The following is a 14,052-nucleotide window of genomic DNA, read 5'->3' as shown; positions in this document are numbered from 1 at the left end:
AGAAATGCAAACGGGCGCGTGGACGCACCCGTGGGATGGTTGAAAGTCTAAGGGGGCGCATTAATATCTCAAACCATCAATTAATGCGTTCCAAATAACTAAAAATAATAAAGCGGGCGGGGCCTATTGCAGCCGCCAGACCAGCGCGGCCAGCGTCAGCAGCAGCACCGGCACGGTCAGCACGATGCCGACGCGGAAGTAATAGCCCCAGGTGATGCGCAGGCCCTTGCGCGCCAGCACGTGCAGCCATAGCAGCGTCGCCAGGCTGCCGATGGGCGTGATCTTGGGGCCCAGGTCGCTGCCGATGATGTTGGCGTAGATCATGGCGTCGCGCACCGGGCCGGTGGCGCTGGTGTCGGCGATCGACAGCGCGCCCACCAGCACCGTGGGCAGGTTGTTCATGATGGACGACAGAAAGGCCGTGATGAGGCCGGTGCCCAGCGCCGCGCCCCACAGGCCATGCTGGGCGCAGCGCTCCAGCACCTGCGCCAGGTAGTCGGTCAGGCCGGCGTTGCGCAGCCCGTAGACCACCAGGTACATGCCCAGCGAAAAGACCACGATGTGCCAGGGCGCTTCGCGCATGATGCGCCGCGTGCCCACGATATGCTGGCGGCCCGCGATCAGCAGCAGTCCCAGCGCGCCCGCGGCGGCGATGGCGCTGACCGGGATGCCCATGGGCTCCAGCACGAAAAAGCCCGTCAGCAGCAGCCCCAGCACCACCCAGCCGGCGCGGAACGTGGTCAGGTCGCGGATGGCGCTGGCAGGCGCCGGCAGCTGGGCCACGTCGTAGCGCGGCGGAATGCTTTTGCGGAAGTACAGCAGCAGCACGGCCAGGGTCGAGGCCACCGCCATCAGGTTGACCGGCAGCATCACCGAGGCGTACTGGCCGAAGCCGATGCCGAAGAAATCGGCCGACACGATATTGACCAGGTTGGACACGATCAGCGCGATGCTGCCGGTGTCGGCGATGAAGCCCGCGGCCATCACGAAGGCCAGCGAGGCGCCGGGGCCGAAGCCCAGCGCCAGCAGCATTTCCATGACGATGGGGGTGAGGATCAGGGCCGCGCCGTCGTTGGCGAACAGCGCCGAGACGGCCGCGCCGAGCAGCACGATGAGCACGAACAGCAGCCGGCCGCGGCCGCCGCCCCAGCGCGCCACGTGCAGCGCCGACCATTCGAAGAAGCCGGCCTCGTCCAGGATCAGGCTGGTGACGATGATGGCGATGAAGGTCGCGGTGGCGTTCCAGACGATGCGCCAGACTTCGCCGATGTCGGCGAATTGGACCACGCCGGTGGCCAGCGCCAGCGCCGCGCCCAGCAATGCGCTCCAGCCGATGGACAGGCCCCGGGGCTGCCAGATGACGAGCGTGATGGTGAGGATGAAGATCGCGGCGGCGGCAAGCATCGAAGGGTCGGACGTCACAGTAAGGGGTGGGCGCTGATCCAGGCGACCAGCAGGCTGACGGTCAGCACCGAGGCGACGGTGCTGACCAGGATGGCGCGCGAGGTCACGCGCGCGTCGCGGCCGTACATGGCGGCCAGCATGAAAGGGCCGGTGCCGATGGGCAGGGCGCTCATCAGCACGGCGGTCCAGGCCCACATGGGCGGCATGGTGAACACGTAGAACGCCAGCAGCGCGGTCACGGCGGGCTGCAGCAGCAGCTTGCCGCAGACCAGGCGCAGCACGCCGGGGCCGGAACTGGCGGTCTCGGTCTGCGCCAGGAACAGGCCTATCGTGACCAGCGCGCAGGGGCTGGCCGAGGCGCCCAGCAGCGCGACGTAGCGGTCCAGGCCTTCGGGCAGCGGCTGGCCGGTATAGGCCCAGGCCAGGCCGAGCATCGGCGCGGCCAGCAGCGGGTTGCGCATCAGCGCGCGCCCGACCTTCAGCAGCGTGGCGCCTATGCCGGGAGCCTGCTGGCGGTCGAACTCGATCAGCGCGATGGCGAAGCCGAACAGCACGCTGGCGGTGAGCAGCGTGGTGAAGGTGGCGGGCGCCAGGCTCTCGGCGCCGAACAGCGCCAGGCATAGCGGTATGCCCATGTAGCCGGCGTTGGCGTAGGAGGCGGCCAGGCCCTGGATGCTGCGGTCGGTCAGCGCGGGCTGGCTGCGGCGCGCGCCCAGGAACGAGGCGAGGAAGGTGACGGCGATGCCGCCGGCGAAGGCGGCGGCGAAATCCCAGTGCGCGGCCTGGGCCAGGTCCACCTGCGTCATGGCGCGAAACAGCAGCGCCGGCAGCGACAGGTAGACGACGTAGCGGTTCAGCGCGTCGGTGGCGGCCGGACCCAGGATGCGCCAGCGGGCGGCCAGCCAGCCGGTCAGGATCAGGGCGAAAACCGGCAGGGCGGCGGTAATGACGGCGTTCATGAGCAGGCTAGCGGGAGGGCGCTCATTCTAGCGCGGACCCGCCTTGCGGGCGCGCGTCACCAGCAGGATGCCGAGCGCGGCCAGGGCCATGCCGGGCCAGGCCAGCGCCGGGATGGCTTCGTCCAGCACCGCCAGCGCGATGAGCGCGGTGCACGGCGGGACCAGGAAGAACAGCGCCGACACGCGCGAGGCCTCGCCATGCCGGATCATGGTCAGCAGCAGGGTGATGGCCACCAGCGAATTGCACAGCACCAGATAGACCAGCGAGGCCCACAGCGCGCCGGTCCACTCGATGCGCATCGGCTCCAGCCAGAAGGCCAGCGGCGCGGTCACGGCCAGGCCGACCGCGTACTGCACCATATTCGAGACGGCCGGATGGGTTTCGGCGCCGTAGCGTTTTTCATACAGCGTGCCGCCGGTGATGGACAGCAGGGCGCCGATGGCGAACAGCAGGCCCAGCGGCGAGAGCACGTCGACCGAGGCCTTGGCCACGATCACCAGCGCTGCGCCCGACACGCCCAGGCCCAGGCCGGCCCAGCGCCGCGCGTCGACGCGCTCGTGGGCGATGGCCGGGGCCAGCAGGCCGATCAGGATGGGCTGCAGCGAAGCGATCAGCGCCAGCCCGCCGGCCGACATGCCTTGCTTGAGCGACAGGTAGGTGAAGCAGAAATAGCCCGCCTGCAGCAGCAGGCCGACCATCGCCAGATGGCCCCAGGCCGCCGCCGCGCGCGGCAGCGGCGGGCGCGCGAACAGCAGGAAGGGGGCCAGGATCAGCACCACGCAGGCGTAGCGCAGCGCCAGGAACGTCATGGGATCGGCGTAGGCCAGCCCGACCTTGAGCACGACGAAGCCGCTGGACCACAGGAGCAGGAAAAGCGCGGGCGCGGCTTTCAGCCAGGCGGGGGGAGCGGCAGGCGGCATGTCGGGGCGCGGAGGCGGGAGCAAGCTGCGATCGTACCCCTTTTGGGGAATCTTCATCCCTGAGAGAATCGGCGTAGGATTCTTTTATTCATTGGCAGCACGCGAGGGATGGACATGTCGACCAATAAAAAAGCTACGGTGCGCATTGCGCTGGGAACCTGGGACCGCTTGCGCGAGGACGCTTATTCTGTGCGCCACGAGGTTTTCGTGGTCGAACAGAAAGTGCCGCCCGAAGTCGAAATGGACGACGACGACGCGGTCTCGGTGCATGCTGTGGCCTACGGGCCGGACGGCACGCCGATGGGCACCGGACGGCTGTTGCCCGATGGCCATATCGGCCGCATGGCGGTCCACAAGCGGGCCCGCGGCATGGGCGTGGGTGGCCAGTTGCTCGACGCCCTGATCGAACAGGGCCACGGCGACGGCCACCGCATGCTGGTGCTGCACGCGCAGACGCATGCCGCCGGCTTCTACGAAGCGCACGGGTTCCGCATCGAAGGCGAGGAGTTCGTCGAGGCCGGCATTCCGCACGTCGTCATGACGCGCACGTTGAAGTAGGGCGGCCCGGCGGCTCCGTCGGAGCCGCCGAATATCGAAGGGGCAAAGAAGAAGACAAGCAAATAAAAACCCCGGACGCTTACGCGTTCGGGGTTTTTTGGCGCATCACGCAGGTACCTCGTGATGTAATAATTGGTGCCCAGGAGAGGACTCGAACCTCCACACCTTGCGGCACATGGACCTGAACCATGCGCGTCTACCAATTCCGCCACCTGGGCGCTGTCGCTTCACATTTCACTTCGCTCTCGCGTTGTTTCGTGTTCAGCAGCAGAGAAAAGAATTATGCATGTTTTTTTAGAAGTGTGCAAGTCGTGCCGGCTTTTTTTCACTTTTTCGTGGAATTTTTTTGGCGCGTTGGGCGGCTGCAACTTTAGATATAGTGTCGCCCCATGCCACGCCCACTTTGCACGCGCTGCCTGCGCCCCTTGTCGCACTGCCTGTGCGCGCTGATTCCCTCGCTCGAATGCCGCACGCGCCTGGTGGTGCTGCAGCATCCGAGCGAGGCGCGCCATGCATTGAACACGGCGCGGCTGGCCGTGCTCGGCTTGGCCGGCGCACGCCGCGTGGTGGGCGAATATTTCTCGGAACAGGACTGGATGCAGCCCGGCTACGCGCCGCGCCTGCTGTTTCCGGGCGAGGGCGCCGAGGTGCTGGCGCCGGGCTACGGCCGCGAGCTGGGCATGCCCGTACAGTTGATCGTGCCCGACGGCACCTGGGGCCATGCGCGCAAGCTGCTGCACATCAATCCGCGGCTGGCGGCGCTGCCGCGCGTGATGCTGCCCGCCGGGCTGTCGACGCGCTATCGCGTGCGCCATGCCGACATGCCGGGCGCGCTGTCCACCATCGAGGCCGTGACCCATGCCTTGAACGCCATCGAGGCGCCGCGCAATTTCGACGCCTTGCTGCGGCCGTTCGAAGCCTTGATCGACGGGCAGATCGCCGGCATGGGCGCCGACCTCTACGCGAAGCATCACCTGAACCGCAAAGTGCCCTGGCGCTGAGGGCGGGATGGCGGGGCAGGCCGGGCATAAAGCAAAAGCCCCGAAAACCTTGCGATTTTCGGGGCTTTTCAGCTCTTGCTGTCGAGACCTCGATCGAGGTTCCGACTGGAATTCCGTGGTGCCCAGGAGAGGACTCGAACCTCCACACCTTGCGGCACATGGACCTGAACCATGCGCGTCTACCAATTCCGCCACCTGGGCACTGAGAGATACTGTCAGATTGTTGTGCTACGCTGCGGCCTGTTGCGCATCTGGTAGAAGAGTTAGTTAACTATTAATCAACTAAATCCGCATTCAGAAGTGCAGCAGGTCGTAGTTGGTTTTACAATCGGGCTTTGGGTTACTTCCCAGCCCTCTGACCTTTCTGCTTCAGTGTTCAGCCTTGGGCGAACCACAGAAGCTGCGCATTATATACGGAAAATTTAGCTTTGGCAAAACGATCGAATAACGAATCGAATAACAACAGATCAACACCCTTGCCCGAAGCGCCGCCGGACTTCGATCCCGATGTTCCGTCTCGTGAAGCCATCCTGAAAGCGTTGCGCGCCGCGGGCTCGCCGCTGTCTCCGGTGGAGCTGGCCGAGCGCATGGGCATCGAGCGCGCCGCGACCATGGTGGGGTTTGAACGCCGCCTGGGCGCCATGGAGCGCGACGGCCAGCTGATGCCCAATCGCAAGGGCGTGCTGCTGCTGGCCACCAAACTGGATTTCATCGCCGGCAAGGTGCTGGGCCATCGCGACGGCTTCGGCTTCCTGCTGCGCGACGACGGCGGGCCGGACCTGTTCCTGTCGCCGCGCGAAATGCTCAAGGTGCTGCACGGCGACCGCGTGCTGGTCAAGCCCACGGGCGAATACCGCGGCAAGCCGGAAGGCACCATCGTCGAAGTCATCGAGCGCCGCACCAACAAGCTGGTCGGACGCTTCCTGCACGAGCACGGGCTGTCCATCGTGGTCCCCGAGGACCAGCGCATCAAGCACGACATCCTGATCCCGCCCAGCGACACCAACGGCGCCCAGCACGGGCAGGTGGTCGCGGTCGAGATCATGGCGCAGCCCACCCGCCACACGCAGCCGCTGGGCCGCGTGGCCGAGGTGCTGGGCGAGATCGACGATCCGGGCATGGAAATCGAGATCGCGGTGCGCAAGTTCGACGTGCCCGTCGAATTCTCGGAGGCCGCCCGCAAGCAGGCCGCGCGCCTGCCGGACGTGGTCCGCAAGGCCGACCTCAAGGACCGCGTGGATCTGCGCGACGTGCCGCTCATCACCATCGACGGCGAGGACGCGCGCGACTTCGACGACGCGGTCTATTGCGAACCGGTGGAACTGGGCTCGGGCCAGCGCAAGCGTCCGGGCTGGCGCCTGCTGGTCGCCATCGCCGACGTGAGCCATTACGTGCGCCCGGGCGACGCGCTCGACGAAGACGCGCTCGACCGCGGCACCAGCGTGTATTTCCCGCGCCGGGTCATCCCGATGCTGCCGGAGTCGCTGTCCAACGGCCTGTGTTCGCTGAACCCGGAGGTCGACCGCCTGGTGCTGGTCTGCGACATGGTCATTCCGGCCAGCGGCGCCAAGGCCGGCACGGTCACCGCCTACCAGTTCTACAACGCCGTCATGCATTCGCATGCGCGCACCACCTATACCAATATATGGGCGGCCCTGCAGCAGCCCGGCGGCCCGGCCGCGCACGCCATGCGCAGCGTCATGCCGCAGGTTCAGCACCTGTACGAGCTGTTCCAGCTGCTGTCGCAAGGGCGCAAGAAGCGCGGCGCGATCGACTTCGACACCGTCGAGACCAAGATCGTCTGCAATGAACTGGGCCGCATCGAGCAGATCGTGCCTTCGGTGCGCAACGACGCGCACAAGCTGATCGAAGAATGCATGCTGGCCGCCAACACCTGCGCGGCCGACTTCATGACCCGCAGCAAGCATCCGGGCCTGTACCGCATCCACGAAGGGCCCACGCCGGAGCGCCTGCAGTCGCTGCGCGAATTCCTGCGCACCATGGGCCTGACGCTGGGCGGCGGCGAAACGCCCACCGCCAAGGACTACGGCGACTTCCTGGACCTGGTGCGCGGCCGCCCCGACTACCAGCTGCTGCAGACCATGTGCCTGCGCTCCATGCAGCAGGCCGTCTACAGCCCGGACAACATGGGCCACTTCGGCCTGGCCTATCCGGGCTACAGCCACTTCACCTCGCCGATCCGTCGCTATCCCGACCTGCTGACGCACCGGGTGATCAAGGCCCTGCTGGCCGGGCAGCGCTACGTGCCCAGCCTGGACGACCAGCCGGTGGTCATCGGCCGCACCCAGCGCGAGCACGAACACGCCATCTGGGAAAAGCTGGGGCTGGTGCTGTCGGCCAGCGAGCGCCGCGCCGACGAGGCCTCGCGCGACGTCGAGGCCTGGCTCAAGTGCTGGTTCGTCAAGGAACGCGTGGGCGAGGATTTCAGCGGCACGGTCACCGGCGTGGCCAGCTTCGGCATCTTCGTCACGCTGGACACCTTGCACGTCGAAGGCCTGGTTCACGTCTCGGAGCTGGGCGGCGAGTACTTCCAGTTCAACGACGCGCTGCATGAGCTGCGCGGCGAACGCACCGGCATGCGCTACCGCCTGACCGACAAGGTCCAGGTGCAGGTTTCGCGCGTGGACCTCGAAGCCCGCCGCATCGAGTTCCGGCTGGTGCAGGGCACCAGCTTCGACGCGCTGCGCAAGGCGGCCGCGCGCGGGCCGGACGAGCCGTCGCGCCGCGTGAAGAAGGCGGCCGCGCCCAAGCCGGCCGCGCTGAAGGGCCAGACCGCCAAGGAGCGTCGCGCCGAGGCCAAGAAGGCCGGCAAGCCGTCCAAGGCGTCCAAACGCGCCGCGCCCGCCAAGAAGGCGACGCACAAGCGCCATTGACGCCGGTTCCCGGGCCGGTGCGCGCCGGCCATGGCGCGCGCCATAAGGGGTAACATTGCGTCTATGGCCGGTTCTTCCGGCGGCCCGCCCCGCTCTGGGGCGGGTGTCCGTTTATCTAAAGGTATTGCATTTATGGCGTCGACCCAAGTTCTGGCCGGGTTTCACGCGGTGGTCGCGCGGCTGCGCCACGCGCCCGATTCGATCAGGGAAATCTATGTAGAGGCGTCGCGCCGCGACAAGCGCATGCAGGCTTTCATCGAGCAGGCCGAGAAAGCGGGCCGCCGCCTGCATCCGGTGCCGATGGAGCGCCTGGACGGCCTGGCCCGCGGCACGCGGCACCAGGGCGTGGTGGCGCTGGCCGACGAGCGCCAGCTAGCGGTGGACGTGGACGAAGTGCTGGACGTGATCGAAGGCCCGCCGCTGCTGCTGATCCTGGACGGCGTGACCGACCCGCACAACCTGGGCGCCTGCCTGCGCACCGCCGATGCGGCGGGCGTGCACGCGGTGATCGCGCCGCGCGACCGCGCCGTGGGCCTGAACGCCACGGTGCAGCGCGTGGCCTGCGGCGCGGCCGACACCGTGCCTTACCTGATGGTCACCAACCTGGCGCGCACCATGCGCAGCCTGAAGGACCGCGGCGTCTGGCTGGTCGGCACCGACGACCAGGCCGCCGACAGCATGCACCAGGTCGACGCCCGCCAGCCGATGGCCTGGGTCATGGGCGCCGAAGGCGAGGGCATGCGCCGCCTGACCCGCGAAACCTGCGACCAGCTGGTCAACATCCCGATGCTGGGTTCGGTCGAAAGCCTGAACGTCAGCGTCGCCAGCGCCGTCTGCCTGTACGAAACCGTGCGCCAGCGCCGGTCCTGATCCGTCCGCCGCTTACGCAGTCGATCCCTTTTCTATCGCGTCACGCCATCATGCACGAGAACGGCTTTACCACCACGATCCTCCATTCCGACCGCAAGCAGTCCGCCGAGCACGGCGCCGTGCACAAGCCGATGCACCCGTCCTCGGAGTTCGCCTACGACGACGCGCGCGAACTCGCCGCGGTGTTCCAGGGCAAGGCCGGCTTCACCTACGCGCGCCAGGGCACGCCCACCACCACCGCGCTGGAAGCCAAGGTCAGCCAGATGGAAGCGGGCAAGGGCACGGTCAGCTTCGCCACCGGCATGGCCGCGCTGGCCGCCATCTTCACCACGCTGCTGCGCCGTGGCGATCATCTGGTGTCCAGCCAGTTCGTGTTCGGCAACACCAACAGCCTGTTCGGCACGCTGCAGGAACTCGGCGTCGAAATCACGTTCGTGGACGCGACCGACTCCTCGCAAGTGCGCGCCGCCATCCGGCCCGAGACGCGCATGGTCTTCACCGAGACCATCGCCAATCCGGGCACGCAGGTCGCCGACCTGGCCGTGATCGGCGAGATCTGCCGCGAGCATGGCCTGGTCTACGTGGTCGACAACACGCTGAGTTCGCCGTGGATGTTCCGCCCGTCCAGCGTGGGCGCGTCGCTGGTGATGAACTCGCTGTCCAAGTACATCGGCGGCCACGGCAACGCGCTGGGCGGCGCGGTGACCGACACCGGCCTGTATGACTGGTCGAACTACGCGAACATCTACGAGGCCTACCGCAAGGGGCCGGCCACCGGCTGGGGCCTGACCCAGATCAAGAAGAAGGGCCTGCGCGACATGGGCGGCACGCTGGCCGCCGAACCGGCGCACCGCATCGCCGTGGGCGCCGAGACCCTGGCCCTGCGCATGGCCAAGCACTGCTCCAACGCGCTGGCGCTGGCGCGCTTCCTGGAAGAGCATCCCGGCGTGGCCAAGGTGCATTACCCCGGCCTGGCCAGCCACCCGCAGCACGCGCGCGCGGCCGCGCTGTTCGGTTCGCGCTTCGGCGGCCTGCTGGGCGTGGAGCTGGCCGACGGCGTGGACTGCTTCGACTTCCTGAACCGCCTGCGCGTGGTGCTGATGGCGACCCACCTGGGCGACACGCGCAGCCTGGCGCTGCCGGCCGCGCACACCATCTATTACGAGATGGGCGCCGAGCGCCGCAAGCAGATGGGCATCGCCGACAGCCTGATCCGCGTGTCCGTGGGCATCGAGGACGAGGCCGATCTGCTGTTTGATTTCGATCAGGCGCTCAACGCCTGCCTGAAGGGATAATGCGGCGAGCGCGCGCCGTTGCGGCCGCGCGCCCGAGTACGCAAACGGGGCAAGGCCCATGCTCATACAGATAGCAGAAATTTTCACGCCCGAAGAAGCCGCCGAGATCCGGCGGCGCCTGGACGCGGCCGACTGGGTCGACGGCAAGGTGACGGCGGGCTACCAGTCCGCCGAAGTCAAACACAACCGCCAGCTGCCCGAGCAGCATCCGCTGGCGCAGGAACTGGGCAGCCTGATCCTGCAGCGCCTGGCGGCCAACAACCTGTTCATGTCGGCGGCGCTGCCGCGCAAGATCTTTCCGCCGCTCTTCAACCGCTACGAGGGCGGCGAGGCTTTCGGCTATCACGTGGACAACGCCGTGCGCGGCATCGCCGGCACCGCCGAGCGCGTGCGCACGGACCTGTCGGCCACGCTGTTCTTCTCCGAGCCCGATTCCTACGATGGCGGCGAACTCGTCATCGACGACACCTACGGCCCGCGCGCGGTCAAGCTGCCCGCCGGGCACATGGTGCTGTATCCCGGCACCAGCCTGCACAAGGTCAACCCGGTCACGCGCGGCGCGCGCGTGTCCTCGTTCTTCTGGATGCAGAGCCTGGTGCGCGAAGACAGCCAGCGCGCCTTGCTGCTGGACATGGACGTGGCCATCCAGCGCCTGAACCAGGACGCGGCGGGGCATCCTTCCATCGTGCAGCTGACCGGCATTTACCACAACCTGCTGCGTCGTTGGGCAGACGTTTGAAGCCCGGGCAAGCGCTCGCGGCGCAGTGTCGCGCAAACGCAAATTTGCGTGTTTCTGTTTATTGCGAAAACGGCTAAAAGCTAGTATTGGCGCGGGTTGTGGTGAGGTTTTCGCTTGACAGCCGCCCTACGCCAAGGCCTAATACACGTCTGCGTCGCTGACGGTTCGAAGGCCATTGCCATTGAATCCTAAGCGGCGCAGCACTTTAAAAGTTGTGCTTTGCAGCGCAAGAAAAAGTTTATCCACTGTCTGTTCGTCGTTTGTCGGGTCTTGCGTCTTTCGTGGCGTCCAATCATGACGGCCAGGGACTGCACCTCCGGCAGACTCCACACCTTGTGAGGGGTACACCTGCATGAACAAAACCGAACTCATCGATCATATCGCCAGCAAGGCCGACATCTCCAAGGCTGCTGCCGGCCGTTCGCTCGACGCCCTGATCGGTGCCGTCAAGACCACCCTGAAGAAGGGCGGTACGGTTACGTTGGTTGGCTTTGGCACGTTCGCCGTGTCGGCGCGCGCCGCCCGCACCGGCCGTAACCCGCGCACGGGCGAAACCATCAAGATCAAGAAGGCCAAGGTGCCGAAGTTCCGTCCGGGCAAGGCCCTGAAGGACGCCGTCAACTAATGGACGGCCGGCGGTCGCAAGGCCTGGCGCCATGCGATTTGCCGACATGTGCGCGGTCCGGTATACTCCGGCCCGCGTAATGCTTTTGAGTGCCCCGGTTGGCAGTTGCTTGTACGGATTTTTCGCGAATTTCGTCTTGAGGCTGCATCAGAAAAGGGTGCTTAGCTCAGTTGGTAGAGCGGCGCCCTTACAAGGCGTAGGTCACAGGTTCGACCCCTGTAGCACCCACCACCGAAAGCAAACCGCGTCGCTGCAAATCCCGCAAATCCGGATTGCAGTAACCGTAGAAAACCCGCACACATCGCCGTGGCGGGTTTTTTGTTTTTGCGGCGGTTCGTTGTTGCAGTGGTTCTTTTGTGCGGATCGTTTGCGCGCAATCATTGCGCGGCGCAGGTCCAGACGAAATAGGACGTGCGAATCATTCGCATTTAAGATATTATTATGGGCTTGTACCGGCCTGCCGGCGCCGCTTAAGTGTGCGTGTCGTTTCTGGCGGGCCGGAGAAGTCAATGCCATCTGGCTCATGCACCCCGGCTGATTCATGCCTAGTCTTCAACGCGGTTGGAATTCATCTTCCCGGCCTTCATACGGTATACGCACGGGCGCCGGCCTGGCCGTTCTTGCGCTTCATGCAGCGGTCGTCGGCGCCATCTTCCTGATGCCCGGGGACGCTCCCAAACTGGAGGAGTCTGAGGCGATCATGGTGAGCGTGGTGGAAGCGCCCGTTCCGCAGATGGCCAAGGCCGAGCCGGCGCCCGAGGTGCCGCAACCGGTGGTCGAAACGCCCCCCGAACCGGAGCCCGAGGTCGAACCCGAACCCGAGCCCGAGCCTGAACCCGAGCTCAAGCCCGAACCGGAGCCCGAGCCGGTGGTCGAAAAGCCGGTCGTCCCGGCGCCCAAACCCAAGCCCAAACCCAAACCGAAGCCCAAGCCCAAGCAAGAGGTCAAGCCCGAGGTCAAGCAGCAGCCCAAGCCGGAAACCCCGCCGCAGCAGACGCCGCCCAGCGGCCTGCCGGAAGGCACCCAGGCGCCGCAGGGGCCGCAGCAAGGGCCTCCGCCGGATCAGCCGGTGCTGGTTTCCAGCATCGAATTCCGGGGCTCGCGCCAGATCCCCAACTACCCCATGATGTCGCGCCGCATGCGCGAAGAGGGGCGGGCGGTGGTGCTGGTGGAGATCAATACCCAGGGCCTGGTCGAGCGCGTCAGCCTCGACAAGTCTTCGGGCCATCCGCGCCTGGACGAGTCGGCGCTGGCAGCCGCCCGCAAGGAGCGTTTCAAGCCTTATACCCGCAATGGCGTGGCCTATCCCGCCAAAGCCAAGATTCCGTACGATTTCGTCATGAGGAACTGAGATGTCCAACGCACTGCATAGCGCCACGCTGGTGGCTCAGGCGACCACCAGCCCGGCTGCAGCGCCGGCTGCCGCCGCGCCCGCCGCCGCCGCGGCTCCCCAGGCCGCTCCGGCCGTCGGCGAAGCGGTCCAGCAGGCCGCCGGCGCGCTCCAGCAGTCGGCCGACGCGCTGCACGGCGCCGCGGCCGCGCTGCCCACCCCGCCGGCGCCGATCGCCACGCCCGACATGGGCTTTCTGCACTTCGTCGCGCAAAGCGACTTCGTCGGCAAGAGCCTGTTCATCATCCTGATCCTGATGTCGCTGGTGACCTGGTACCTGATCCTGGTCAAGGCCGCCAGCAACGTCGCCATGCGCAAGCGCGCGGCCGACTTCCTGAACAAGTTCTGGAACGCCAGCTCGCTGGAGCAGGTCGAAAACGAAATCGTCACGCACGGCGCGCGCGATCCGTTCTCGCACCTGGCCAGCCACGCCATGCATGCGCAGGCGCATCACAACAAGTTCGGCGCGACCAAGCTGGAAGAATCCGGCAGCAACTCCGACTTCGTCACCCGCACCATGCGCAAGGTGATCGACGAGGAAACCGCCAAGCTGGAAAACGGCCTGACCGTGCTGGCCTCGGTGGGCTCGACGGCGCCTTTCGTCGGCCTGTTCGGCACCGTCTGGGGCGTGTACCACGCGCTGGTCGGCATCGGCCTGTCCGACGGCGTGACCATCAACCGCATTGCCGGTCCGGTGGGCGAGGCGCTCATCATGACCGGCCTGGGCCTGGCCGTTGCGATTCCCGCGGTGCTGGCGTACAACACCTTCGTGCGCAACAACCGCGTGTTCCTGTCGCGCCTGGACGCCTTTGCGCATGACCTGTTCGCGTTCCTCACCACCGGCCAGCAAGTCGAGCTGTCCGACGGCAAGGTGCGCGCCCTGCGCCGCCAGAGCGGCGGCGCCCAACGCGGGAGCGAATAATGGCCTTTGGCAGCTTCGAGGGCAAAGGGTCCGGAAGCCACACGGTTTCCGAGATCAACATGGTGCCCCTGATCGACGTCATGCTGGTGCTGCTGGTGATCTTCATCATCACCGCGCCGCTGCTGGCGCACTCGATCAAGATCAACATGCCCCAGGTGGCCGCCGAGCAGATCGAAGAGGAGCCCAAGACCGTGGACCTGGCCATCGACGCCGGCGGCGCGCTGTTCTGGGATGAAAAGCCGGTCAACATCGACGACCTGCCCAACCGCTTCAAGGCGATCGCCGGCACCAAGCCGCAACCCGAGATCCGCATCCGCGCCGACCAGAACACGCGCTACGAAGTCCTGGCCAAGGTCATGGCTTCGGCGCGCCGTTCGGGCATGTCGCGCATCGGGTTCGTCACCACCCCGCCGTCGGGCGGCGCGGCGCCGGCCGCGGCCGAGGGCGCTCCGGCGCCGTCTGCGCCCTGAACGC

General features: G+C 66.6%; 13 protein-coding genes and 3 tRNA genes. 11 read left to right on the top strand and 5 right to left on the bottom strand.

The annotated features are described in order from the left end of the window. Positions 1-123: 123 nt before the first annotated feature. The 3 genes from AC1M14_RS18495 to AC1M14_RS18485 are packed head-to-tail and all read right to left on the bottom strand — an operon-like array spanning position 124 to position 3,284. Positions 124-1,404 (bottom strand): arsenic transporter, encoded by a 1,281-nt coding sequence (locus tag AC1M14_RS18495; protein ID WP_102774697.1) that lies wholly within the window; start codon positions 1,402-1,404, stop codon positions 124-126. 14 nt (positions 1,405-1,418) lie between these two features. Beyond that, a complete protein-coding gene (locus tag AC1M14_RS18490) occupies positions 1,419-2,363 on the bottom strand; it encodes an AEC family transporter (protein WP_479730226.1) in 945 nt (314 codons plus the stop codon). 27 nt (positions 2,364-2,390) lie between these two features. Further along, complete coding sequence (locus tag AC1M14_RS18485; RefSeq protein ID WP_102774942.1) at positions 2,391-3,284, bottom strand: DMT family transporter; 894 nt, start codon at positions 3,282-3,284, stop codon at positions 2,391-2,393. 108 nt (positions 3,285-3,392) lie between these two features. Between AC1M14_RS18485 and AC1M14_RS18480 the strand changes: the two genes are divergently transcribed. After that, on the top strand, positions 3,393-3,842 hold the full coding sequence (locus AC1M14_RS18480; protein WP_440130658.1) for a GNAT family N-acetyltransferase: 450 nt from the start codon (positions 3,393-3,395) through the stop codon (positions 3,840-3,842). Positions 3,843-3,975: 133 nt separating this feature from the next. Here AC1M14_RS18480 and AC1M14_RS18475 read toward each other — a convergent pair. Next, positions 3,976-4,060 (bottom strand) — tRNA-Leu (locus AC1M14_RS18475). A gap of 171 nt (positions 4,061-4,231) precedes the next feature. On the opposite strand from AC1M14_RS18475, the gene AC1M14_RS18470 reads away from it, so the two are divergent. Next, positions 4,232-4,843, top strand: coding sequence for a tRNA-uridine aminocarboxypropyltransferase (locus AC1M14_RS18470; RefSeq protein ID WP_479730225.1), 612 nt, complete (start codon positions 4,232-4,234; stop codon positions 4,841-4,843). Between the two features lie 116 nt (positions 4,844-4,959). Here the strand turns inward: AC1M14_RS18470 and AC1M14_RS18465 are convergent. Further along, a tRNA-Leu gene (locus tag AC1M14_RS18465) sits at positions 4,960-5,044 on the bottom strand. A 227-nt stretch (positions 5,045-5,271) separates the two neighbouring features. Here AC1M14_RS18465 and rnr point away from each other — a divergent pair. The 9 genes from rnr to AC1M14_RS18420 all read left to right on the top strand — a co-directional run bounded on the left by rnr (position 5,272) and on the right by AC1M14_RS18420 (position 14,048). Continuing rightward, positions 5,272-7,737, top strand: a complete 2,466-nt coding sequence (gene rnr / locus AC1M14_RS18460) for a ribonuclease R (protein ID WP_102774694.1) — start codon at positions 5,272-5,274, stop codon at positions 7,735-7,737. Positions 7,738-7,869: 132 nt separating this feature from the next. Next, positions 7,870-8,607 (top strand): 23S rRNA (guanosine(2251)-2'-O)-methyltransferase RlmB, encoded by a 738-nt coding sequence (gene rlmB, locus AC1M14_RS18455; RefSeq protein ID WP_102774693.1) that lies wholly within the window; start codon positions 7,870-7,872, stop codon positions 8,605-8,607. A 50-nt stretch (positions 8,608-8,657) separates the two neighbouring features. Then, positions 8,658-9,902 carry a cystathionine gamma-synthase family protein gene (locus tag AC1M14_RS18450; protein WP_111827044.1) on the top strand — a complete coding sequence of 415 codons (1,245 nt, stop codon included), beginning with the start codon at positions 8,658-8,660 and terminating at the stop codon, positions 9,900-9,902. Between the two features lie 58 nt (positions 9,903-9,960). Continuing rightward, complete coding sequence (locus AC1M14_RS18445; RefSeq protein ID WP_102774691.1) at positions 9,961-10,641, top strand: Fe2+-dependent dioxygenase; 681 nt, start codon at positions 9,961-9,963, stop codon at positions 10,639-10,641. A gap of 352 nt (positions 10,642-10,993) precedes the next feature. Next, a complete protein-coding gene (locus tag AC1M14_RS18440) occupies positions 10,994-11,266 on the top strand; it encodes an HU family DNA-binding protein (protein ID WP_003812968.1) in 273 nt (90 codons plus the stop codon). Positions 11,267-11,421: 155 nt separating this feature from the next. After that, a tRNA-Val gene (locus tag AC1M14_RS18435) sits at positions 11,422-11,497 on the top strand. A gap of 310 nt (positions 11,498-11,807) precedes the next feature. Further along, positions 11,808-12,617 carry an energy transducer TonB gene (locus AC1M14_RS18430; RefSeq protein ID WP_479730224.1) on the top strand — a complete coding sequence of 270 codons (810 nt, stop codon included), beginning with the start codon at positions 11,808-11,810 and terminating at the stop codon, positions 12,615-12,617. A gap of 1 nt (position 12,618) precedes the next feature. Further along, positions 12,619-13,578, top strand: a complete 960-nt coding sequence (locus AC1M14_RS18425) for a MotA/TolQ/ExbB proton channel family protein (RefSeq protein ID WP_102774626.1) — start codon at positions 12,619-12,621, stop codon at positions 13,576-13,578. Next, on the top strand, positions 13,578-14,048 hold the full coding sequence (locus AC1M14_RS18420; RefSeq protein WP_102774625.1) for an ExbD/TolR family protein: 471 nt from the start codon (positions 13,578-13,580) through the stop codon (positions 14,046-14,048). The genes AC1M14_RS18425 and AC1M14_RS18420 overlap by 1 nt, the downstream gene beginning before the upstream one ends. Positions 14,049-14,052 lie beyond the last annotated feature (4 nt).

The organism is Achromobacter sp. SX5 (genome assembly GCF_056711425.1).
This window is presented reverse-complemented; position numbering and strand designations above follow the sequence as displayed.

Excerpts from the sequence above, each read along its gene's own strand:
- AC1M14_RS18495 (WP_102774697.1), bottom strand. The coding sequence starts at position 1,404 with ATGCTTGCCGCCGCCGCGATCTTCATCCTCACCATCACGCTCGTCATC.
- AC1M14_RS18490 (WP_479730226.1), bottom strand. The coding sequence starts at position 2,363 with ATGAACGCCGTCATTACCGCCGCCCTGCCGGTTTTCGCCCTGATCCTG.
- AC1M14_RS18485 (WP_102774942.1), bottom strand. The coding sequence starts at position 3,284 with ATGCCGCCTGCCGCTCCCCCCGCCTGGCTGAAAGCCGCGCCCGCGCTT.
- AC1M14_RS18480 (WP_440130658.1), top strand. The coding sequence starts at position 3,393 with ATGGACATGTCGACCAATAAAAAAGCTACGGTGCGCATTGCGCTGGGA.
- AC1M14_RS18470 (WP_479730225.1), top strand. The coding sequence starts at position 4,232 with ATGCCACGCCCACTTTGCACGCGCTGCCTGCGCCCCTTGTCGCACTGC.
- rlmB (WP_102774693.1), top strand. The coding sequence starts at position 7,870 with ATGGCGTCGACCCAAGTTCTGGCCGGGTTTCACGCGGTGGTCGCGCGG.
- AC1M14_RS18450 (WP_111827044.1), top strand. The coding sequence starts at position 8,658 with ATGCACGAGAACGGCTTTACCACCACGATCCTCCATTCCGACCGCAAG.
- AC1M14_RS18445 (WP_102774691.1), top strand. The coding sequence starts at position 9,961 with ATGCTCATACAGATAGCAGAAATTTTCACGCCCGAAGAAGCCGCCGAG.
- AC1M14_RS18440 (WP_003812968.1), top strand. The coding sequence starts at position 10,994 with ATGAACAAAACCGAACTCATCGATCATATCGCCAGCAAGGCCGACATC.
- AC1M14_RS18430 (WP_479730224.1), top strand. The coding sequence starts at position 11,808 with ATGCCTAGTCTTCAACGCGGTTGGAATTCATCTTCCCGGCCTTCATAC.
- AC1M14_RS18425 (WP_102774626.1), top strand. The coding sequence starts at position 12,619 with ATGTCCAACGCACTGCATAGCGCCACGCTGGTGGCTCAGGCGACCACC.
- AC1M14_RS18420 (WP_102774625.1), top strand. The coding sequence starts at position 13,578 with ATGGCCTTTGGCAGCTTCGAGGGCAAAGGGTCCGGAAGCCACACGGTT.